The organism is Paenibacillus sp. FSL H7-0326, assembly GCF_001955535.1.
GTDB classification, from domain to species: Bacteria; Bacillota; Bacilli; order Paenibacillales; family Paenibacillaceae; genus Paenibacillus; species Paenibacillus shunpengii.
In genome coordinates, this window is sequence record NZ_MPVN01000002.1 from 24,356 (window position 1) to 46,603 (window position 22,248).

A 22,248-nucleotide genomic window follows, 5' to 3' on the forward strand; every position below is an offset into this window, starting at 1 on the left:
CTCATTAACTAAGTTCTGTATACTTGGGCTCTAACTCGTTCAAAGCCAGCCATTTTAATCCATCCGCATAATCACGAGCCACAGACGGCTCCAAAACAAGCTCAGGGCAAGTCGGAATTGCATGACTTATTAGATAGCTATTCCATTCGTTCAGGAACGCTTCTTCATCAATCTGCTCCTTATATATAACGATGGTATCGGGCGCCAAGACGGCGTTCACACTTTGCATGATGCGGCACGCAGCTTCATTAAAGGCTCCCGCATCTAGCGGTTTGCTCCAATCTACATCGATAGGAAGATATTTAATCTCACCGGCCATTCCGTACTTCCCCTTAATGACTCTTCCACTTAGATATGTACCCATACCCGGCGGATATTTCTCCGGGAAGTATATACCGACGATACACTGATCATCAGATACTTGCTTCCGATAAGCATACCCGCTTATAGCTGCATTGACATCGTTCTCAACAATAACAGGTAATCCATAAGCTGATTCCAGCTGCTCCGTCAATCGTACCCCATACAGCAGCTTATGACTTGTAACTGTAATCACTCCGTCAACAGATTGGCCCGGAATCCCGACTCCGATGACTTTGATTGACTCAAATTGCTCCAGCAACCGATCTATACATTGGAATACGATACTTGGGTTAAACTCCTGATAAACATATCTCTCCTGCTTCAATATGTCTTCATTGAGATTCACTACACTAGCCTTGATCACATCTTCACCCTGCTCCTCCACCATATGAAGCACTAGTGCAAGACTGTAGTTATAATTGAATCGATAAGTAAGGGCAGGCCTGCCGCCGCTGGACACTTGGTTCTTATCTTCAAACAACTCGCCGCTGTCTACCAAATGCTTCACGAGAGAATTAATTGTGACTACACTTAGCCCTGTCTTATTTGCAAGCTGCGGCTTCGTTCCAGCTCCAATCTGTTTCATCACTCGCCGAATCATGTTCAAGTTCATTTGTTTCATCAGACTTGCACTCGCTTTTTCTATAGCGATCACCTGCTATCCATTTGTAAAATAGACTTTATAAATAAACTTTATAAAGTCTATTAATATATATACTGCATCGAAGGCTATGTCAATACCTTCTGAAATAAAGGAACAAAAAACGAGGCTCAAGCAAATTGAGCCTCGGCTAATCTTTTTTTATACCTTTCGAGTTAACTTGTAAGGAGTTGTGTTCATATCCACTTCAGGCAGACTAGCTTCCTTCCCCCTGATATCTAAGATGCTGCGGAACATAAACACCAGATGCAGCAGCAGCAGACTGTCCGTGGACTTTAGCTGCATATTCAGCAGCCGTTCCAGCTTCATTAGCCGATAAGCGGCAGTATTGCGATGAATGAATAATTTTGAAGAAAGCTCATTCATTTGACCGTGACATGAAACATAAGTCTCGAGTGTTAACAGCAGATCAGGATCAGCTATGACGGTCTCCTGTAATTTTCCCAAATATCGGTCGACATAGAGCCGCATACGCTCTGGAGGAATATCCTCCAGTATTGCAATCAGATCCGATTGCACAGCAGAGAAGCGATTGTCTGTCACAGCAGCATACCTCCTTCTAATCATCCATACCTATCAGCTTCGCGGGGTTAGTTGCCACCATCCGGTAAATATCATCAGGGGAGAATTGGTAATCGAGCATTGTCGCAATCATCGTGCGCATGCCTTGAACCGGAGTCGGAGCGGCACGAATACCATAGTCTGTTCCGAGCACAAACTGATCAATGCCTACTTCTCTGATTGTTTTCATCCAAGCAGTGGCATTAGAGAAGCGCCCCAACTCCGCTCCCATGTCCATGTATTCTTTTTCAACATAATAATGTGTTCTAGGTACATCCGGATACAGCCAGTCCACAAGGCAGGCTTCGAGAAACGCACCTCTTGCAGCAGCTGCCTTCTGCTGCTCGATCGTCATCTGTCCACGCACCGGATGGGCAATCAATACTTTGCTGATTCCGTACTCTTCCGCCAGATCCAGTAGTCTAAGCGCTTCCGGCACCGATACATGCCCTGTATTTAAATAGACCTCAGGACGCTCTGAAATCATTGATAATATTTCATGCAGCTCTTCTGAAATGGGTCCTTCCAGAGGTATGGATGTCGCAACAGGCAGCTCCTCTTCGGCAAACTTAGGGAAGGCATCTTTGAAAGGAACCAGCTTGCCATCAATCAGTGTGGACTCCCGCTCAGCAGAGAACCGGGTGCAGTGTGATCCGAAGCTGATGAAACGGCAGCCTTCCTCCAGATGCAGCGCTGTCCTTACAGAACGGGGATTAATACCACCGTGACAGGAATTCATAAGATAGCCGCCATAGGTATGTATTCCCGGCACATGTCTGTTAACAATCCATGCCATGCCTGATGCCCAGCCAAATACATCATAATAAACGATGCTTTTCATACCAGCAGCTGCGGCCTCCTGGGCAACCTGGATAGGGTCCATATGTCCTGGATTGGAGTTCAGAACGGGTCCCGCATGAACATGGCTGTCAATCGCACCGATTAGCAGCTCATCTGGTAGCTCCATTGATCTTCTGTAAAAGGACTCATTCCACTTGGAACGATCCGGTAATCGCGGTTGTACTGGCTCTATCTTTCCTGTTACGTATGGATACTGGTTAATCATGACATGTTCCCTCCATATCAATCTTATTATTTGCATGCTACCCTTTCACTGCTCCGCTCATCACACCCGCAATGATACGAGAGCTGAATGCGAAATATACGACGGCTACCGGAAGCATAGACATTACCATTCCTGCCATAAGCTGAGGATAATTGGTGCTGTATTGGGATTTAAAATACGACATTCCCAAGGGTACCGTTCGGAGCGATTCATCATTCAGTAACACAAGTGCAAATGAGAACTCATTCCAACAAGCAAAAAATTGTAATATAGCAACGGTGGTAAGCACAGGTACTGCTATGGGGACAACAATATTAAACATCGTACCGCTGAAGCTTAGACCGTCAATAGCCGCAGCCTCCTCTATTTCCCTCGGAATCCCTGTCACATAACTGTAGATCAGCATAATCGGCATGGAGAGATTGAAGGCAATATACGGAATAATCAGCGTGTACCATTGATCAGCCAGTCCCCAATCTTTGAATAACAAATAGATTGGAACCAATAGAGCATGAATTGGCACTAGCATACCAAACAAATAATAGAAGATCATTAATTTTTTTCCTTTAAAATCAATGCGGGCTGCAATATAACCCGTTACGTATGAGACAATTACGATGCCAAGAACAGATAAGAAGGTCACCCTTGCACTGTTCCATGACAGCTGCAGCATATTGGTCAGCTCAAGTGCTTCTACGTAGTTTGCAAAATGGAGATTCTTCGGCAGGCTCAAAATACTGTTCGCGAATTCTGGTTGTGTCTTGAGAGATGAATAGACAATCCAGACAAGAGGATAAATACAACTGAAGGTAAAGATAAACATAATGGCATTAACCGCCAAGCTGGCGAACCTTGGGGCGATCTTCAGAATACGGCGCTGCTTCCTAAGCTCCAGCTCCATTACAAGGCTCCCCCACTCTTGTTCTGACGTTTCTGCATAAATAGTGTACATAAGAGGATAATCAGCATAGTCAGCGTAATGATGGCGATCGCCAGTGCTGATCCATAGCCGTAACGGAATCGAAGAAAGGATGTTTCATACGCATAGAGAGCCATGACGGAGGAAGCATTGCCCGGTCCACCGCCGGTTAGCGCAAATACATGTTCAAAGCCACGCATATTGTTTGCTATACATAGGAGGGATGCGACCAGAAGTGTTGGTTTGGCTAATGGAATCATGATATACCAAGCTTTGCGAACGCCTGTAGCTCCATCTAGTTCTGCTACTTCAAGCACCTCTTTGTTAATAGAGGATAGACCGGCAAGCATGAGAAGTGTGAAGAAACCGATATTCTGCCAGGATAATGGTATAGATACGAGCAGTACGATGGGACCCGTCAAATCCAGCCAAGATTGAGCCCAGTCTCCAAGTCCAGCTCCACGAAGACCACCGTTTAACAGACCGTAGTTGTAGTTGTAGATCATCATCCATAAGAAGGCGATAATGACGGGTGCAAGCGTCGATGGAAAATAACTCATTGTGCGATGCAGCCCTTTCATCTTAACCAGCTTTGACATGAGCAGGAGAGCAAATATAAAGCCCAGCCCCACTTGCCCAATCAATCCATACGCCGTCATCCATACATTGTTCACAAACGCATTCCAAAACACCTCATCCTGCAGCAGCTCCTTGTAATTATCCATTCCAATAAACGTCTTCTTCGGCCCGCCTGTCCATGAATAGAAGCTGTCGCGAAAGGCTGCAAGGATGGGTAACAGGACGACAAAAGAATAAACTAACAATCCGGGAAGCAGGTATAGCAGAAGTAACCACCTCTTGGGGCGAAGCGCCTTTCCCATAAGTTAAGATCACCACCTACTCATTTTTGATCCTCATTTACTTAGGTATAGGACTTTTAAGGCTTATTTAAATAGGTCTCGTATGCACGCTGAGTGCGTTCTGCAAAATCCATAGGTGTAATGGATCCTGCCATAACTCCTTGGATCTCCGTGTTTATGACTTCTACTATGGAGGCATCAAACCACAGGTCGAAGATCTTAGTCGCTTCCGCTGCCGCACTAGCTTCATAGGCAGCGAGCGCTACGGGATGAAGCTTGGAAGTGTCAAACGTTCCGGGATCGTAAGCTGGAAAGCCGCCAACTTCTGCCATCAGCTTTGCGCTGGTCGCTCCTGTCATGTACTCAAGCAGCGTCATCATTGCATCCAGCTTCTCTCCAGCCTCTACTTTAGAGTTGATGCTGTAGTACACACCCGCTCCGCCAGATGAACTTAGTGAATGACCTAGTCCCCCTTCTACTCCTGGGAATACAGCTACTCTTGTAGTCTCCTTAATATGGCTTGGCGCATTGTTGACAACGTTCATTGCCGACCATATTCCGCTGACAAAAGCTGCAGAACGTCCTTCGAAATAGTAATTGACCATCGTCTCGGTATCAATCGAATTGAGATCCTTGTTTAGGTATCCGGCGCTAGCTAGATCACTCATCACAGTAACAGCCTCTACAAACCCATTATCCGTAAACTTGGCGCCGCCTTTTGCTAGTATCGATTCCGTCCATTCAGGGCCAGTGAACCGGTCTGTCAGCGCACTGATCCAGCTGGATATAGCATAGCCTTTAGATTTGTCACCGTATGAAAAGAGATTGATTCCTTTATCAGCAAGTCTTCCACCAGCCTCCATCAATTCATCCCATGAGGATGGAAATTCGGTATATCCGGCTTCCGCAAATAATTCTGCATTATAGTAAATTAAATGTGTTGGACCTGCGGCGATCGGAATTCCATACACCTGACCATTTCTTGTCCCTGCATCCAGCGTTCCAGGCCGATATCCATCTCTCCACTCAGGTCGTTTCTCCAGCTCTGTATCCAGCGGAAGCACAATCTCATTATTTACGAAGTTGGTCATCCACGATCCAGGTACGATGAATACGTCCGGCATATCATCTGCTGCCGCAAGCGCCTGCGCCTTAATTGAATAATCCTCATTCTGCAGCTGCTCTTCTATCACTTCAATGTCAGGGTAATCTTTTCTGAATCTTTCAAGACCATCGAGCACGGCTGTATCCTCAGGACTCTTACCTATATTCGATTTCTGATACCTGTGCATTAATGTAATCGTAATTTGATCTTCGTCGCCGCTCATCGTTTCGCTATCTGTAGATCCACCACATGCAGTCAGTCCGCTCGATAATGCAAGGATCAAAGCCAGCATAACAGGTGTCCTTTTCAACTCTCCCCACTCCTTTGTATTCATTTCAGGAAGATTTGGAATCCAAAATTGGATACAATCCGCTGCAAAAAAAATTTACTGAAAAATTTCTTTGAAATTCAGTATGGTTACTGACTTCTCCGTAAAATTTAGCGAACGCTCTATTTGCCATAAATGATCGGTCATAATCTGCACTGCTTCTTCTTCGTCTTTACGGATAATAGCCTTAATCAGCTCTTGATGATCTTGGCAGAAACTTTGATTGGTTCCGTATATTGCGATAATGACAGAAGTTAGTGATATTAATTCCTCTAAGAAGTGAAAATAGTAATAATTATCTGCCAGCTCAGCCAGCTTCAAATGAATATCTACGGTGACATCAAGCGCTCCTACAATGTCCCCTTCATGGCTGGCCTTATGTTCCTCCTGTACTAGAGCCTCCAGTGGACCGAGCTGTTCTGGCCTGACAATGGTACAGAGCTTTTTGACCATCGAGGACTCTATAACCCGCCTCATCTCAAACACTTCTCTCGCTTCTTGGGCACTGGGACAGGATACAAAAGCACCTCGGTACGGAATATCCGTAACCAGCTTCTCCATCGCCAATCGCCGAAGCACATTTCGAATTGGAGTGCGGCTGACCTGAAAAGCTTCAGCGAGCGAGTCCTCAACTAATTGTGTATTCGGAAGAAGCTTATGCTGAGTTATCGCCAATTTGATTGCCTTGTAGATTTCCATCTCCTTTCGCTTGCTCATATTTTCACTCCATCCTGTAGATTAGTTACTTTTCGAATAAGATTAATTTCTTAATTTGCTATTATGATAATTTTAGTGCTTCATCAGGTCAATATAATTAACACTATTTCGGAATTATGCACAATAATTATGGATGAATAGAGGTTTTTGTGTCTTCGCTTCGATCATGGAGCATCTGCACTTACACCGCATGTCAGTTTAAATTAAAAATCTGTGATTACTTGCAAAAAAAAGCTATCCCTGCGTTATTACGCTTTTAGGATAGCTTTAGTGTGATGCTTAAATTGACCATTCGGTGATTTATTTTCGCTTCAGCTTATTGGTTTGACTCATCAAATATAATAAATAAGGTGTTCCCAGCAGGGCAGTGACAATGCCCGAAGGCAATTCCTTCGGAATGATCACCACTCTCCCGATCAAGTCCGCACCGGCCAGGAGGATGCCGCCGATCAAAGCAGCGATCACCATTGACTTCCGATGGTTAGAACCAACCAGCATTCTTGCCGCATGAGGTGCAAGCAAACCGATGAATCCAACTGAACCGACATTAGCCGCTGCAATCGAAGCAAGGAGTACGGCAATGACCGCAACATAGATACGCGTATTCCGAACATGAAGCCCAAGACCATTGGATGTATCTTCACTGAAGGTCAGCAGGTCAACCCTTCGTCCCAGCCATGCTGCGAGCGGCAGCAGAATCAGGATTGCGGGAAGAATGCGCAAGACCTCTGTCCAGCTTCGATTGTAGGTACTGCCTGCCATCCATGACAAGGCAGGTGCGACATCTAGCTCGGCATGGATAATCATTAAATTAATAATTGCGGATCCAAAGGCAGCCACAGCGATTCCAACGAGTGTAAGAACCGTTGGATGAAGCCCCCTTTTCCAAGATACCGCATAGACAATCGCAGCAGCGACGATTCCACCAATAACCGCACCGACAGGTATCCAATTCGCAGATAATGCCGGAAAGCTAACCATAATGAGCAATGCTCCAGCTCCTGCACCACTAGTAACTCCGACGACCTGAGGATCGCCCAGCGGATTACGAACGGCATTTTGCAGCAAGCATCCACTGACGGCAATCGCCATACCAGACAATCCAGCGGTCAGGAGCCTAGGCAGCCTGTTATCCAGCAGGATTGAGCGATACAATTCGTCACCGCCTCCGGTGAATAGTGCGGCTACTTCCGCAAATGGGATGTACAAGCTCCCATTCATCAGACTGACGATCCATACAAGTACCAACAATGCACTGAATATGCCAACAAGCAAAGGATATGGCAGACGACGCAGACTGGTCCCTGTCATCATGGAACTGCCAGAACTATCACTGCTGCCAATCATCGATCGGGATACACGCAAGGCAAGCCAAATGAGACAAGGAGCTCCAATCATAGCCGTTATCGCGCCAACTGGCAATTCACCGTATGCATCCACGAACGTGCGGGAAATGGTATCCGCACCCACTAGCAGTGCTGCCCCCCATAGGGCGGCAAGCGGAATTAACCCACCGTGCCGATTCACTCCGGACAAACGCACAAGATGGGGTGCAACGAGTCCGATAAATCCGATTGGACCGACCACACTTACCGTAACACAGGCTAACAGTACGGAAGCCCCCATAGCAAGGAAGCGAATCGTCCCTACTTTTTGTCCAATGGAACGTGCGGATTCCTCGTTTAGTGTCAGCACATCCCATTGCCTTACTCCCATGATCAGCACAAGGAGCCCGCCTATAATCCAAGGCCATGTAAAGTTGACTCCGTCCCAGTCATTCTGAATCAGTGATCCTGAGCCCCATAAAAAAATACCTTGTGTCGTCTGCTGATTCAGCAGCAGCAGCGCACTTGTCACCGAGGATAACACAAGGGTTACGATCATCCCTGATAAGGCAATTCGAAGCGGAGAACCCTTTGTTTTGCCCGCAAGCGCAAACACGGACAGGGCAGCTAGAGTCCCCCCGATGACAGCCAAGGGCAGGGCATACATATGCTGAAGTCCAGGCCAGAAGATCATTCCTGCAACGACAGCCAGATAAGCACCCGCGTTAACACCAAGGGTCGTCTCTGATGCCAGCGGATTTCGTGTAACAGTTTGCATCAGTACACCTGATACCGCAAGTGCTGCACCCGCCAAGAGACCGATCACTGTTCTGGGCAGCCGAACACTGCGGATCATATGATGTTCTGCCAGTTCCTGAGGAGCTGCCAGAGCCTGCACGACGGTCTTGACGGATATATCAGCTAAACCTTGAGTCAAACTAAGAAATGAAAGGATTAAGAGTGATACAGCTCCTGCAATTAACATCCATAACGGCTTCCAGCCCCTCCGTGAATCGACGGAGGGGGCTGGATGAATGCTCGCAGGCCCAGAACCTTGAGCTCGATATTTCCCTAAATTCATTGTGTAAGCAAATCAGCCGTCTTCTGTGCCATGACCTGTGCGGATAATGGGCCGCCGTATGGCCACATATCACCACCAAGTGCATATACACGATTCTCTTTAACAAAATTCAGTCCGTTCCAGACCGGATTGTCCTTCAGCTGATTATCGATGACATTATCACTTTCTTGAATAATATGAAGGAAATTCGCATCCTCCAGAGCGGGCAGAGCTTCTACATCCGTCGTTGTGAAGCCGTAAACTTCAAATTGGCTTGGTTTATATGCATTCTTCAAGCCGATGTGCTCCAGAATCTTGACCGCAAGTGAATTATCCGTCGATATGCGGAATGTTACTGCATTCTGGTTGCTGAAGCCCATCGCAAGTGCAAATGGACGCTCTGTCATACCCGCTGCTTCCAATTTTGCTTTGGAGTCAGCATAGGTTTGATCCAGCTCACTGAGTATTTTTTCCGCTTCGTCTTTCTTGTCGAGCACGTCTGCGATCGTATTGAAAGTACTCAGCATCTCTTCATACTGATCTCCATCTCCCTCAGCAGGATAAGGGTCAAACACAAGCGTCGGAGCAATCTTGGTATAAGCCTCGTAATTGGAGCCAAGATTGGATTTGAGCCCGATGATGAGGTCAGGCTTCAGTGACGCAATGATTTCCAGATTAGGCTCCTGACGGGTACCCACATCCGTCACATCGGCACCAATTTCAACCGGAATATCAACCCATGTATTCATTCCTTCAATATCAGCAATCCCAACGGGCTGAACCCCAAGCGCCATCACATCTTCAGCATACAGCCACTCCAGTGCAACGATACGCTGAGGTACACCTGTAATTTCTGTTTCTCCGAGCACATGTTTAATGGTTCTTGTCTGAGGCTCGGTTGTATTACTATCTGCACTCTGTGCAGGTGGATTTGTTGATTCTCCGGACCCGGAAGTCTCATTTGAAGCGGTACCTGAACCACCTCCACAACCAGCAAGCACCAGAGCAAACATTAAAACGATGAACACCAAACTCTTTGCATTACGCACTGCATTTCCCCCTCAAACCTCTATGTATTTTATAATTAATACTAGATGATAATTATTATTGATAATGGTTATCATTATCATCACTGTTTACAATAATAGATACTCCACTAGATTATGTCAATATAAATTCTTGCTTGGTATAACAGTTCCATGAATCGTATCTTAATCACTTCTTAAGAACAACGAAAAAGCAGACCGATCATGAGGTTTACACCTGATGTTTGGCCTGCTTTTCCTATTAATATTTTTCATTTTAGATATGTTCCAGCTCTAGCAGAAACTGAAATGTCGAGCCCTTTCCTTCTGTACTTTGAACACTAATACTGCCTCCCATAAGCTCAACGAGACGTTTAGTTATAGCCAGTCCCAGACCCGTACCTCCGTAATTCCGGCTGATATCAGGATCTAATTGAGAGAAGGATTGAAACAGCAGCCGTTCCTTGTGTCTCGGTATGCCGATTCCTGTGTCTTGAACCTGAACCATCAGCAGTACTCGCTTGCGCCCAGGGATATGAACGGCTTCTGCCCGAATCAGTACCTCGCCTGATTCCGTAAATTTCACTCCATTGCTGATTAAATTGATGAGAATCTGCCTTATTTTTGGTTCATCACCGATCATATTGTACGGTATTCTTGTATCACATTCCTTCGTTAGTGTGATTCCTTTATTTCTTGCTTGTACACTGAAGAGATTCGTTACCTCATCTAACACGTCATGAAAATTAAATGAGGATTGCTGAACTTCTACCCGGCTAGTTTCCAGCTTGCTCAGATTCAGAATATTATTCAATGTTTGAATAAGTGAATCACTGCTGCTAAGTATAATTTCCGCATAGCTGAGCTGTTCTTCATTAAGATTCGTATCAACAAGCAGAGAAGCCATACCCATAATGGCGTTCATCGGTGTTCGTATTTCATGGCTCATGATGGATAGAAATTCGGATTTTTCCTTCTCTGCCCGTTCCGCCTCATCCTTTGCTTTCATAATTTCGTTCATTGAAGTCAAATCTCTGAGAACCACGACAGAACCCTTTTTGTCCTGATCTATAATAGAATGCACTTGATATTCGGCAATAAAAGTGCTGCCATCCTCTTTTCCAAAGACTGCCTCTTGCACACAAGTGTGCCCTTCATTTGATAGAATCGCTCTGTGAATCGGCATCTGATTCTTGTCGTACGGATAGTAGTTTTCATTAAACTGGATTAGATAATCCGCCAGCCGAGATCCGATTACCACATCCTCGTTCATTGACAGCAGCTTCGCACCCGCTTTATTTAAATACAATATCCGTCCTTCCGAGTCCACACCGAAGATCGCATCCTTAACCGTATTCAGGATTAACTCGAGCTGTTTGCCCAGATTCTCGATCTGCTTCAAATAGACGGTGCTTTCTGTTGTGTCCGCGGTAATGCCATAGACGCCTACGACACGGCCATCCATAATAATAGGCACATTGATGACGTGTGCTTCAAAGGTATGACCGGATTTATGCAGCATTTTGATATTGTACTCCTGGGGAATTCCTTTGGCTGCTTGAGCGAAGTGATAGTGAGTCTTCTGTAAACTGTCCGGATCAATTAAGGGTGAAAAATGACCTGTTAACAGCTCCTCCTGGGTATGCCCTGTCAACGCACACTGGCCTTCATTAACTCGAATCAGGTTACCATTAAGATCTAAAGACGCTACCCCAAGCGGGTTGTATTTAAATAAAGATTTATATTCCAGCAGCTCCCGCTCCATCTCCTCAGACTCTAGCCTCTCTACCTTCCTTACTGGACTCTTCGATGGAGAAGGGACAAATTGTACGATGACACACCCTTCTTCTTCCTCTACAAGACTGATCCACATGTCTGCTGTACTGACAACGCCCCGCTGATTCACGAATTGCAGCCGCCGGCTTGTTGACATTTCTTCAGTAGTCTTCAGCTGCTGTACAATATGGATAAGATTGAACTCCGTAGGATTCGGGTTCGCCATGATATCAAATAAAGTCAGTTTTGAGTTCGCTCGACCGCCGCTTATATCCAGCCAGTTCTCCATTGCCTTATTCACTTTGATACATACGCCATCTTCTTCCAACACAATTGCAGAGGGAATCGGAGCTCTGTAGAACAAACTTTCCCAATGCTTGCTTTTTGTAACTAAGTCAGACATTAAGTTCCCCCTCATTTTTTTCAAGAACTATTCTATTTATAACCGGAAGCAGCCGAATTCAAAACGAAGAAATACAAATGAATTTAATGATTTTTCATACGGGGATTTGATATAAAAAAGAGACAGCCTATTCGGCTGCCTCATGACTCATATTTGCCAATAGCAGTTAGCTTATTCTCACCAGTCAGCTTCGTAAATACGAAAGCTCCCAGGCAGGCTGTAACGAATAAAATAGCTCCCATGGGCACTGCGGTTGTTTCGTCAATTCCGACCAGAGGAGAAACGGCAGAACCGATAAGAAGCGGTACTAATCCTAATACAGCACTGGCGCTCCCTGCCCGATGTCCTTGATGCTCCATTGCCAGCGTAAATGTGCTTGTAGCGACTATTCCAATGGTAATCATATAAACGAAGATACATATTACGACGAGGAATAAAGGTCCGCGAAATGCGGTTGTCACTAAGAGCAGCAGTGTAGCACTGACGGCAACCCACACCCCAATTCTGAGTAGTGTGCGTTCAGGAACAATGCCGCCAAAACGGCCAATCAGAAAGCTTCCGAAGATGATTGCTATCCCGTTAATGCCAAATAATACACTGAATACTTGTGGTGACACCCCATAGATCTCCTGGTAAACGAAAGGCGTACCTGAAACATAGGCAAAGCTCCCGCCATGAACAAATCCGACGGTCAGAGCGTATCCAATGAATACCCTGTCCTTGAACAATTCTCCCATCGTCTTCACAGAATGTCCAAGCGAGCTTGGCATCCTTTTCTCTGGAGGCAATGTTTCTTTGAGACGCATCCCTATAATCAGCACGATCAATAGCCCAAACAAACATAGGAAATAGAAGATGGATTGCCAATTCGCTGATGGAATGAGCAGAATAGCTCCCCCTGACATCGGTGCAACCATTGGAGCTACAGCATTAATGACCGACAGCAACGCAAAAAACTTCGTGAGCTCTCTGCCGTCAAACACATCTCGTACGACTGCACGTGAAATCACAAGTCCAGCAGCAGCGGTGAAGCCTTGAAGGAATCTTGCCGCAATCAGCAGAGAAATATTAGGCGCGAGAGCACAAAATAGCGATGACAAAGCAAATAAACTGAGTGAAATGAGAAGCGGAATTTTTCGACCACGTGCATCACTGATGGGACCCACAATGATTTGACCTACAGCCAGACCAATCAAGCATGAGGTTAAGCTTAACTGAACCAATGAAGCTCTTGCACCCAAATCCTCTCCAATCTCGGGGAAGCTGGGAAGATACATATCGATATTGAACGGTCCTAATATGCCGAGCAAGCTTAACAAAAATGCTAATGCTAATCGCTCTTTACCTGTTGGATTATGCAGCATGCGCAGAAAACACCTAATTTCTTATGAAATTTAGCTTACGTTTGTTTCGGTCGTAAATAACAAGCCGCTGGCTTGTCCCTCTGAAGATGCATGCACAAGCATGAGATTCCGAAAAAAGACAAAGCTCTGAACATTATAAGCATTGATTGTCTATTTGTTAAGACATTTCTTTATCACTATGCGTTTCATCCATATAGGGCATAGTAGCTCAAGCTTGACCATATAGAAAAAAGCCGCCATGAAGGAAGGCGACTTTCTAATCCAATCTTTGATATTCAGGCGATTCAACAACCTCTTACCCATGTATTCATCTTAATCTATATCCTTACCTGTCCATAATCTTACTCGATCTTTAATCCATTCTGTATATTGCTGCTCCATTTCAACCGCGCCTTCTTTATCCAGCTCAGCAAGCATATTATCATAGATGGCATCAAATTGATCTGGTGCTGAGATAATGGCTTCGGGAATGCGCTTCTGAATAATATCCTGCGTTTTTTGGTAGATGACATTGTAATTTCCACTGTCCGTTGGGATCGGCATATTATATGCAGCCCCCCACTCTTTTACCGGGAATTCATCCTCGGATGGGAACAGTTCCTTCCAGGTACGAATTCCGTAGCCTGCAAGCACTTCCTTCTCAACTGCTGAATAACCCTCTTGAATCTGCTCCGGGAAATTGGTCGTGAAATAGTTACCTGTCGAATCCTTCACCCCGTCACCATAATGCGCTCCAAATATATTGTAGAGGCCAATCCCTGTTTCTTTGGTAAAGTTACTGTTATCGTTGTTTTTCCGATCTTGAATATCTGCCGGAATCTTCCGAACCCCATCCTCTACAACATAATGCTCGCCTTCGATACCCCAGTTTCTTAAAATTTGCCCTTCTTCAGAGGACAACCAATCCAAGAACTTGATAGCACGAACAGGATCTTCCGCATCCACCGTTATACCAATGCCATATCCATCAAAGCCCATAGGCTGAAAGTCTGCACGCTTGAAGGACTCATCCAAGGTAACTGGATAAAATCCATAAGTGTTTTCGTCTAGACCCGCGCTTTTAAGCGCATTCTCTGCATCGCTAAATCCCCAATTCGGATCGAAGAGAGATAGTACACGACCGCTAGCGATCTTGGCCTTGTATTGATCATCCTTCTGAACAAAGCTTTCCTTATCAACTAGACCATCATTCCACAGCTTGTTTAACCAACGGAAATATTCCTTCTCTTCAGGTCGCTTGTAATGAAGCTGCGCTTCATAAGTCTCAGGATTAATAAAGTACTCTCCATCACCAGGACCACCGGTAGCCATAACCGCCGGGTCTGTCACGGTAATCATCCGACGCCATCCATCTGCGCTAAGTGTGAGCGGGATGGTCGGCTGACCATCTTCTGTAGTTGGATGCAGCTCATAATACTCTCTCATCACATTCTCGTAATCCTCTATCGTCTTGATCTCGGGATACCCCAGCTCTTTGACAACACGGTGCTGAATCGCAACTCCATTAGTCGCATCAAAATACGTCTGGTCAATGGCACCATTGGTTGGAAGCCAATAAATTGATGGATCCTCATTGCTGTACTTTAATCGATTGAAATGCTCACCATAAGCTTTCTTTATGTTTGGCGCATGTTCTTCAATTAAGTCTGTAAGATCGAGCATGGCCCCCGCTTCGACAAGTCTGGATAAGTTCCCTTTAGGAAAGATTAAATCGGGATATTCGCCGCTCGCAGCCATGAGTGAAATCCGGTCATTTCCGCCTCCGCTGGAAATATCGAACTCCGCATTAATGGTTACACCCGTCATTTCAGTGATCTTCTTGCCTACGGCATCCTGCATTCTGTTCCAATTGGGACTGGCATCTGCTCCGAAGAATGTGAATGTAATCGGCCTATCTTCATCTGTACTCTCGGGTGCATCACTCCCTGTGGAGCTGCCGCATCCAGCAGCCAGGAGTAAGGAGCTTGTGAGTAACAAAGCGGCGAATCTCTTTTTCTTCATATTATAACCCCCTATTTCTTATGAACTTCTAATCTTTTGGATGAATGCGTTTACAACAAATTCTTAATCACAGTATATGGAATAAATAGAACACAAACCTTGATTTTTCAGTCAGCAATATAGGATGATATAGACATGATCATGTACAGCTCGGTAGTGGTTTTGTGAATAAGGTTCAATTAAATGCAACCCATATCGTCAATAAATGAAGTATCTTTTATCAAGGAAGGGCATGTATTTGTCATTAACGGTGAAACGGTCCATGGATACAAGGATCCGCAGGATTATAAAATCTGCGACTAGACAGTTTTAAAAAAAGCATATGGATTATCCCCCAAAGCATTCAGGCAAAGTGATTCATCCTGATGGATAAGCGCAATATCTAATGATGAGTAATGCAAAAAAAGAGATAGATCGACGTCATTCTTGATGTCAATCTCTCTCTTTTGTTATTTTAAAACTATATTCAATAATATCGGGTGTTCAGTAAATCGAGGTTTCTTCGTTCTACTCTATTCATCCTTAGGTTCATACTCATACCAATCGAAATAGGAAGTTGTAGAATGACCATCAGGACTTGCCGCGTACATCGCAATCATAACCCCCGTAAAACCGCCAGCAACTTCTGTAGATAGAAAGGCCGTCTCTGCCGTTCCTGCTGTAACCAACACTAAACCAGCCGCATCACGAACGGAGAAGGTGAAGTATTCTCGATCGGCTTGAATCTCAAGCTGAGCAGGTCCTGAAGGGCAGTCATAATACTCTTCGACTTTCAAGGAACCTACGGTTCTTCTGAATATAATCTTCTTGCATCCATTCACAGAAATGATCGCCAGTTCATAATGGTATTTCTCATTCATATAAACAGTAAGTCCCGACTCTTCTCCATCTAGCACAGGCTCAAACTCAATAGAAGTCGTTACTCTGCTGTTGAAATGACTAAGCCTGCGCCCAATGTATGCTGGAGATCCGACATCGTCGAGTGTAACCGAATCTCCTCGGAGCGTTAGATAACCTGCCCGTTCCGTCAATGACCACCGATCCGTTCTCGGATTACGCAGAAATGCCCAATCCACTCCAAGCTCAGCTTGGTCAAAGTCATCTCTAATGGGTTTGTTTGGTAACGGATGCCCCATGAATTCTGGTGCTTGCATTACAGGCTCAACTCGTCCATCCTCCCCAATGATTGGCCATTGATCTGGAGTCCAAGTCACAGGTGCGAGAAATACCTCTCTTCCCAAATGGTGGCGCATTGGGTAAGAAGCCGGCCTGATGCCCAAAAACACAGCCCACCAGCTGCCGTCATGAGCTTCAATGATATCAGCATGGCCTGTAGCGTGAATGCTGCTCTTCAGACTACGATGAGACAGAATGGGATTATGGGGACAAGCTTCGAATGGTCCGTAAGGCTCTTTGCTTCTCGCTATGGTCTCCATATGACCGTACTCGGTCCCCCCCTCGGCCAGCATTAAATAGTAGTAATCGCCTATTCGGTACAAATGAGGGGCTTCCGGATAGGCGCCTCCTGTTCCCGTCCAGATCAGACGACTGTCTGTCAGCATTTGTCCGGTTTCTATGTCAATCTCACATTGATAGACTCCATCCCCTTGATCTCCGGAACGGGTTGACTGAAAATAGACGCTGCCATCCTCATCAAACAAAAGGGAAGGATCAATCCCATCCTGTGCTACACGAATCGGGGCTGACCATGTTCCTGCGGGGTCCTGTGTCTTCACATAGAAATTACCGATGCCCCCGACGTTTGTCGTTACCATATAGAACCAACCCTGATGATATCGGATTGTAGGAGCAAAGATACCACATGAGCTCGGTACATTCGTTAAGGGAAGCTGCTCTTCTGTGGTGAGCACATGTCCAATCTGCTCCCAATTCACAAGATCGTTGCTATGAAATATCGGTACACCTGGGAAGTATTGAAATGAGCTGGTAACCAAATAGTAATCTTCGCCCACTCTGCAAATGCTGGGATCCGGATGAAATCCGGAAATAACGGGGTTTATGTACTGCATGCGATGCACTCCATTCTATCTTTTAACTTAATAGCTTTAGATGTACATCATTCTAGTGTATTCAGACGCTATAAACCTTGATTAATAAGTCACGTTTCTAGCACGATTTAGACCGGGATTTTATATAAACAAAAAAACGGCCGTATATAACAGCCGCTCGATCATATCAATCAGGCATCGGTTTAACCCTATTGTTAGACTGATCGGAGTAGAATCCCTTATCTAACCCAGCTACAGTGATCTGATATACCACGCATCGCATGCGAAATGTTCTGTATCCATCAAAGGCTTCGTTAAGGCCACAAAACCGTTCTTCTGATAGAATTTATTAGCAGCTACCATGTTGTTAAACGTTTCAAGATAACACTCATTGTAGTACAATCTGGCATAATCCAACGCCGCCTCCAGCAGCTGGCTTGCTGCTCCCGTACCGCGTGCTTCTTTGAAAGCATACATTTTCTGCAGTTCGCATATATGTGGATAACCACTGATTGGTCCAATGCCGCAGCCCGCTATAATCTTGGAATCTTTCTCGACGACCCAATATTTAGAGCCTTCGTGGTTGTATAGATGATAGAAATCCCCCAGATTCGGATCTGTCCACGCCGTTCCCGGCTTATTCGCTCCAAATTCAATTAGACAGGTTCTAATCAAATCCTCCACTTGCTTATTATCTCTCTCTTCAATCTCTCTTAATAACATGATGTAAACTCTCCTATATGCATGGATAATTGAATAATTCATTGTTTCTCGGTGGACTTCTCTGCTATGTATCATAGTGCAAATCTCTTGATCAGACAATGCATTAAGCCATTCATTCTTAAGAACAATTGATGTGGACTATACTGGTGATAAATTCCTCTTCCCATCCTCCAACTCGCAGTACCTGCAAAAAAACAACTCATATCCTATCGATATGAGTAGTCACCAAGCTATTCAAGTATGCTATTCCTGCAAAGGCTTCGCCGCCTTCGTACAGGCTGCTTGCTGTACGGCTCGTATAATCCCTCCGTAACCGGTACAGCGGCATAAGTTACCGCAAAGGGCCTTCTCAATCTGCTCCAGGCTCGGTTCAGGATGAGCATCCAGTAATGTTTTGGTCGTCAAAATCATGCCTGGTGTGCAATATCCGCACTGGAATCCTCCTTCATCGATAAAGGCCTGCTGTATAGGATGAAGCTCATCATCATTAGAAGGTGCGAGACCTTCAATCGTAACGATCTGCTGATGGTCACATTGATAAGCCATAAGCAGGCAGGAATTTACCGGCTCATCATTTAATAGCACCATGCAGGCTCCACAGCGGCCAATCTCACAGGCTATTTTCGTACCTGTCAGTTGAAGACGATCCCGGAGGATCGTTACCAGTCTCTCGGTAGCCGGAACCGTCAGCTGAACATCACTTCCATTTATCGTACAGCTCCACTCCATCATTTCGTTTCCCATCATGATGGCTGCACCCCTTCCTTTTTATCGCTGAATACGGGCTTGATCAGCTTCTCTCTCTGAACAGGCAGCTTATTAAGCCAGACTCCGGTTGCCTGATATATAGCACTGACAATAGCAGGAGCCAGAGCAACAGATCCAATCTCTCCTATGCCCCTCGGTCCGAATGGATCATTTTCCGGCAAATTTTCAATCGCCTCTACATCCAGTCTTTTTTGCATATCTTGAATAGTTGGAATGAGATACGTGTCCAGATTTGTTGTCATGTATTCACTATTCTCCATGAGGGAATCTTCCATCAGTGTAAACCCGAGGGCCATCCCGCTGCCGCCTTCAATCTGGCCGACATAACCCATGGGATTCATAACCGGACCCGCCGCTACGACATGTCTGATGTCATCAACCTTCACTTGACCTGACAAGGTATTCACCTCAACCTCTGCCATAACCGCGGCATAGGTATATAAATAATGTCCACCAACGACTTCGTCGGGGGTTGTGGGATAGTCAAATTTGGTATCGAAGGTGAGCTCTTCAGCTGACGCAAGCTGTGTGATTTCTAGAAATGACAGAACCCTGTATTGATCCTGACCATTCTCCCGGCCCCTGCGCCAAATTCCCCCTGGTCCGGTGACAAGCTCATGTGCGGGAATCCCGGTCGCTTCGCTGGTGAGACGAGTGATCTTGTCTCGGAACGGTGACTTTAACCGCTGCAATGCCATCCAAGCCATCGTGGTTGACCGGGAAGCCGTGCTCGAACCGCTGTGCGGTACACGATCGGTATCTCCAATTACAATCTCAAGATCCTCCCGGACACAGTCAAACAGCTCACACAGCATGATCTCGAGGGTCGATACGAGTCCCTGCCCAAATTCCTCGTAGCTGAAGGCCGCCTCAATCTTCCCCTCCTCATTCAGCCGCAATCTGCCTCCCGCAGGATCGGGAATGCCATAACCAAGACCCGCTCCGTGCATTGCTATCGCAGCACCCTTCCCTTTACGGATCCAAGGTGGAAGCTCGGTACGCTCCTCATGTATCCATAGATCTGAATGATGAACGGCTTCCCATACTTCCTGCAGCCCGTTTGTAACCAGAATTTGCTGACCCAGTGGTCCTGGATCACCGTTACTTCTAAGGTTCCGTCTTCTTAGCTCCCATGGATCTATCCCCAGCTGTGCAGCAGCACGATCCATCTGTCCTTCCATAGCAAAGATCGCCTGATTCCCGCCGAACCCTCTGAACTCACCCGAAACTCCATTATTGGTATAGACCGATAGCCCTTCCACATCTACATGTGGAATTGAATAAGGGCCCATGGAATGCTCTGTCGCAAAGTTCAATACAGGCGCACCAAGCGTCGCATAGGCTCCTGTATCGGCTGTAATTCTTACACGATGAGCGGTTATCAATCCTTCCTTCGTAAATCCGGTCTCCATCACAATCTTCATCGGATGCCGCTTCAAGCCGGCACGCACTGACTCTTTGCGAGAATTATGAATTTTGACTGGACGTTTGGTTCTTAGGGCCAGCAGCGCACCGTAGGGCTGAACATTCAGCTCATCCTTGCCTCCAAACGATCCGCCTATTGGGCTGGAGACGACCCGAATCATTTCCTCATCCATATTTAAAATACGGGATAGCTGCATTCTGTCTTTGTAACCATGCTGGGTCGGTGCGTACACACTGAGTCTGCCGTTCTCTTCCGGAACGAACAGTCCTCCCTCTGTTTCCATATAGGTGTGCATTTGACGAGGCGTATAGTATGTCTCTCTGATGATATGCTCTGTTTCTGTAAACGCAGCTTCCGCATTCCCTCTCTTCACTTCCGTACGATGCAAAATATTGCCATGCGGGTGGAGCTTAGGCGCATCTGGAGCAAGCGCTGCTTCTGGGGAGCTGAGTGGTGACATCACTTCATATTCGACCTTGATCAGCTTAAGCGCAGCTTCCGCTATTTCCAGTGTGTCTGCAGCTACTGCTGCGACAGCATCTCCTGTGTAACGAACCAATTCATCACAGAAGACAGGCTGATCAGGGGTAGCGATGCCGAAGGCGTTCATCCCTGGAACATCCTTATGGGTAAGCACAGCTTGCACACCAGGAAGACCTTCAGCAGCCGCAGTATCTACACTAACGATCCTCGCATAGGGATGGATGCTTCGAAGTACCCTTCCATACAGCATGCCTGGAAGTGATTTATCGGTTAAATACTGTAGTGTACCCGTTACTTTTTCTTTGCCATCTGGTCGGGTATACCATCTCTTTCCACTGTTTTCCTTGTTTAGCCGCATTAAGCTTCACACTCCTTCTCCCATGGACACCTGTTTCATGGACTTCCATAATCCGGATACAATCAGATTCGAAGCCAACTGCTTGCGGTAAGCTTCTGAGGCGTACAAATCTGAATAGGTTACGAACTCCGCTTCAATCGTTTCAGCAAGCTTGGTTAGAGAGGACTCCTCCAGCTTGTGTCCGCGCAGCAAGGCTTCACTTTCTCTAAGCCTCATCGCTTGACCGGAGCCTCCGCCTGCTGCAATCGCTATGGAATCCCACGTGCCTGCCTCATTTATAAATCCATGAACTGCAACGGTCACTAATGAAGGAGTAAAAGCTTCTCTTCTGCCGATTTTGTGGAAGAAGGAGACAGGTCGGTATTTCTGACCATGCGTATGGATTCTCGTCTCTAACGGAATATAGATGCTCAGCAGCAGATCAGAAGCATTCCGCTGTCCTGTTCTCCATTCCTCAAGCCAGGACAGAAGGCTCTTTTCTTCCAGCCCCTTCTCAGCTAGCCATAGCAGTGAAGCATCGTAGACGAGAAGGGCTGGAATGATATCTCCCACACCTGAAGCGACATTGCCCCCGATGGTGGCTAGATTTCGAATAGAAGGAGCCGCGATGACTTCAGCTGCATCATGAATGAGTCGGAAGCAGTCCCGAATTCGAATGTCCTCGGTACATGTCCGGAGCCTGCACATGGCTCCAATATTCAGCTTCTCCGGATCTTCTGATATGTTCCGAATCTCCTGGATTCGATCCAGGCTGATCAGATGACCCGGCATCAGCGCGGTACCCATCTCCCACTGTGTTCGCAGAAGCGTTGTACCTGAAGCCCAGACATAGCCTGCATTCAATTTTTCTGATACATTCCTTGCTTCATATAGATCTCCAGGCCGCCATACGGTTGGATAAGTTATAGGATTATGCTCATTCAATGACATTGAAGTACCCCCTCCAG

17 protein-coding genes are annotated in these 22,248 nt (G+C 46.0%); all 17 read right to left on the bottom strand.

Annotated elements, in window-relative coordinates:
• Window positions 1–4 precede the first annotated feature (4 nt).
• Window positions 5–985 (bottom strand): ROK family protein, encoded by a 981-nt coding sequence (locus tag BK126_RS10760; RefSeq protein WP_256702800.1) that lies wholly within the window; start codon window positions 983–985, stop codon window positions 5–7.
• 180 nt (window positions 986–1,165) lie between these two features.
• A complete protein-coding gene (locus BK126_RS10765) occupies window positions 1,166–1,567 on the bottom strand; it encodes a PucR family transcriptional regulator (RefSeq protein ID WP_076312679.1) in 402 nt (133 codons plus the stop codon).
• Window positions 1,568–1,583: 16 nt separating this feature from the next.
• Window positions 1,584–2,651, bottom strand: a complete 1,068-nt coding sequence (locus tag BK126_RS10770) for a DUF6282 family protein (RefSeq protein WP_076312680.1) — start codon at window positions 2,649–2,651, stop codon at window positions 1,584–1,586.
• Window positions 2,652–2,688: 37 nt separating this feature from the next.
• Window positions 2,689–3,552: a carbohydrate ABC transporter permease gene (locus BK126_RS10775; RefSeq protein WP_083655852.1), complete on the bottom strand. Its 864-nt coding sequence runs from the start codon at window positions 3,550–3,552 to the stop codon at window positions 2,689–2,691.
• Window positions 3,552–4,451 carry a carbohydrate ABC transporter permease gene (locus tag BK126_RS10780; protein ID WP_076312681.1) on the bottom strand — a complete coding sequence of 300 codons (900 nt, stop codon included), beginning with the start codon at window positions 4,449–4,451 and terminating at the stop codon, window positions 3,552–3,554. The genes BK126_RS10775 and BK126_RS10780 overlap by 1 nt, the downstream gene beginning before the upstream one ends.
• A gap of 56 nt (window positions 4,452–4,507) precedes the next feature.
• Window positions 4,508–5,845 carry an extracellular solute-binding protein gene (locus tag BK126_RS10785; protein ID WP_076312682.1) on the bottom strand — a complete coding sequence of 446 codons (1,338 nt, stop codon included), beginning with the start codon at window positions 5,843–5,845 and terminating at the stop codon, window positions 4,508–4,510.
• 75 nt (window positions 5,846–5,920) lie between these two features.
• The gene (locus tag BK126_RS10790; protein ID WP_076312683.1) at window positions 5,921–6,580 is read right to left on the bottom strand and encodes a GntR family transcriptional regulator; all 660 of its coding nucleotides are present in this window, start codon (window positions 6,578–6,580) and stop codon (window positions 5,921–5,923) included.
• Between the two features lie 300 nt (window positions 6,581–6,880).
• Window positions 6,881–8,986 (bottom strand): Fe(3+)-hydroxamate ABC transporter permease FhuB, encoded by a 2,106-nt coding sequence (gene fhuB, locus BK126_RS10795; RefSeq protein ID WP_076312684.1) that lies wholly within the window; start codon window positions 8,984–8,986, stop codon window positions 6,881–6,883.
• Window positions 8,983–10,014, bottom strand: a complete 1,032-nt coding sequence (locus BK126_RS10800) for an ABC transporter substrate-binding protein (RefSeq protein WP_076312685.1) — start codon at window positions 10,012–10,014, stop codon at window positions 8,983–8,985. Before BK126_RS10800 ends, fhuB begins: the two co-directional genes overlap by 4 nt.
• A gap of 253 nt (window positions 10,015–10,267) precedes the next feature.
• Window positions 10,268–12,169: a PAS domain-containing protein gene (locus BK126_RS10805; protein ID WP_076312686.1), complete on the bottom strand. Its 1,902-nt coding sequence runs from the start codon at window positions 12,167–12,169 to the stop codon at window positions 10,268–10,270.
• Between the two features lie 140 nt (window positions 12,170–12,309).
• Complete coding sequence (locus tag BK126_RS10810; protein ID WP_076312687.1) at window positions 12,310–13,533, bottom strand: Bcr/CflA family efflux MFS transporter; 1,224 nt, start codon at window positions 13,531–13,533, stop codon at window positions 12,310–12,312.
• Between the two features lie 312 nt (window positions 13,534–13,845).
• A complete protein-coding gene (locus BK126_RS10815) occupies window positions 13,846–15,534 on the bottom strand; it encodes an ABC transporter substrate-binding protein (RefSeq protein ID WP_076312688.1) in 1,689 nt (562 codons plus the stop codon).
• Between the two features lie 512 nt (window positions 15,535–16,046).
• Window positions 16,047–17,564 carry a glycoside hydrolase family 43 protein gene (locus BK126_RS10820; RefSeq protein ID WP_076312689.1) on the bottom strand — a complete coding sequence of 506 codons (1,518 nt, stop codon included), beginning with the start codon at window positions 17,562–17,564 and terminating at the stop codon, window positions 16,047–16,049.
• A gap of 231 nt (window positions 17,565–17,795) precedes the next feature.
• Window positions 17,796–18,266: a GNAT family N-acetyltransferase gene (locus BK126_RS10825; RefSeq protein ID WP_076312690.1), complete on the bottom strand. Its 471-nt coding sequence runs from the start codon at window positions 18,264–18,266 to the stop codon at window positions 17,796–17,798.
• Window positions 18,267–18,509: 243 nt separating this feature from the next.
• Complete coding sequence (locus BK126_RS10830; RefSeq protein WP_076313499.1) at window positions 18,510–19,010, bottom strand: (2Fe-2S)-binding protein; 501 nt, start codon at window positions 19,008–19,010, stop codon at window positions 18,510–18,512.
• Window positions 19,010–21,301, bottom strand: coding sequence for a xanthine dehydrogenase subunit D (gene pucD, locus BK126_RS10835; protein ID WP_076312691.1), 2,292 nt, complete (start codon window positions 21,299–21,301; stop codon window positions 19,010–19,012). Before pucD ends, BK126_RS10830 begins: the two co-directional genes overlap by 1 nt.
• A gap of 6 nt (window positions 21,302–21,307) precedes the next feature.
• A complete protein-coding gene (locus BK126_RS10840; RefSeq protein ID WP_076312692.1) occupies window positions 21,308–22,231 on the bottom strand; it encodes an FAD binding domain-containing protein in 924 nt (307 codons plus the stop codon).
• Window positions 22,232–22,248: the final 17 nt, after the last annotated feature.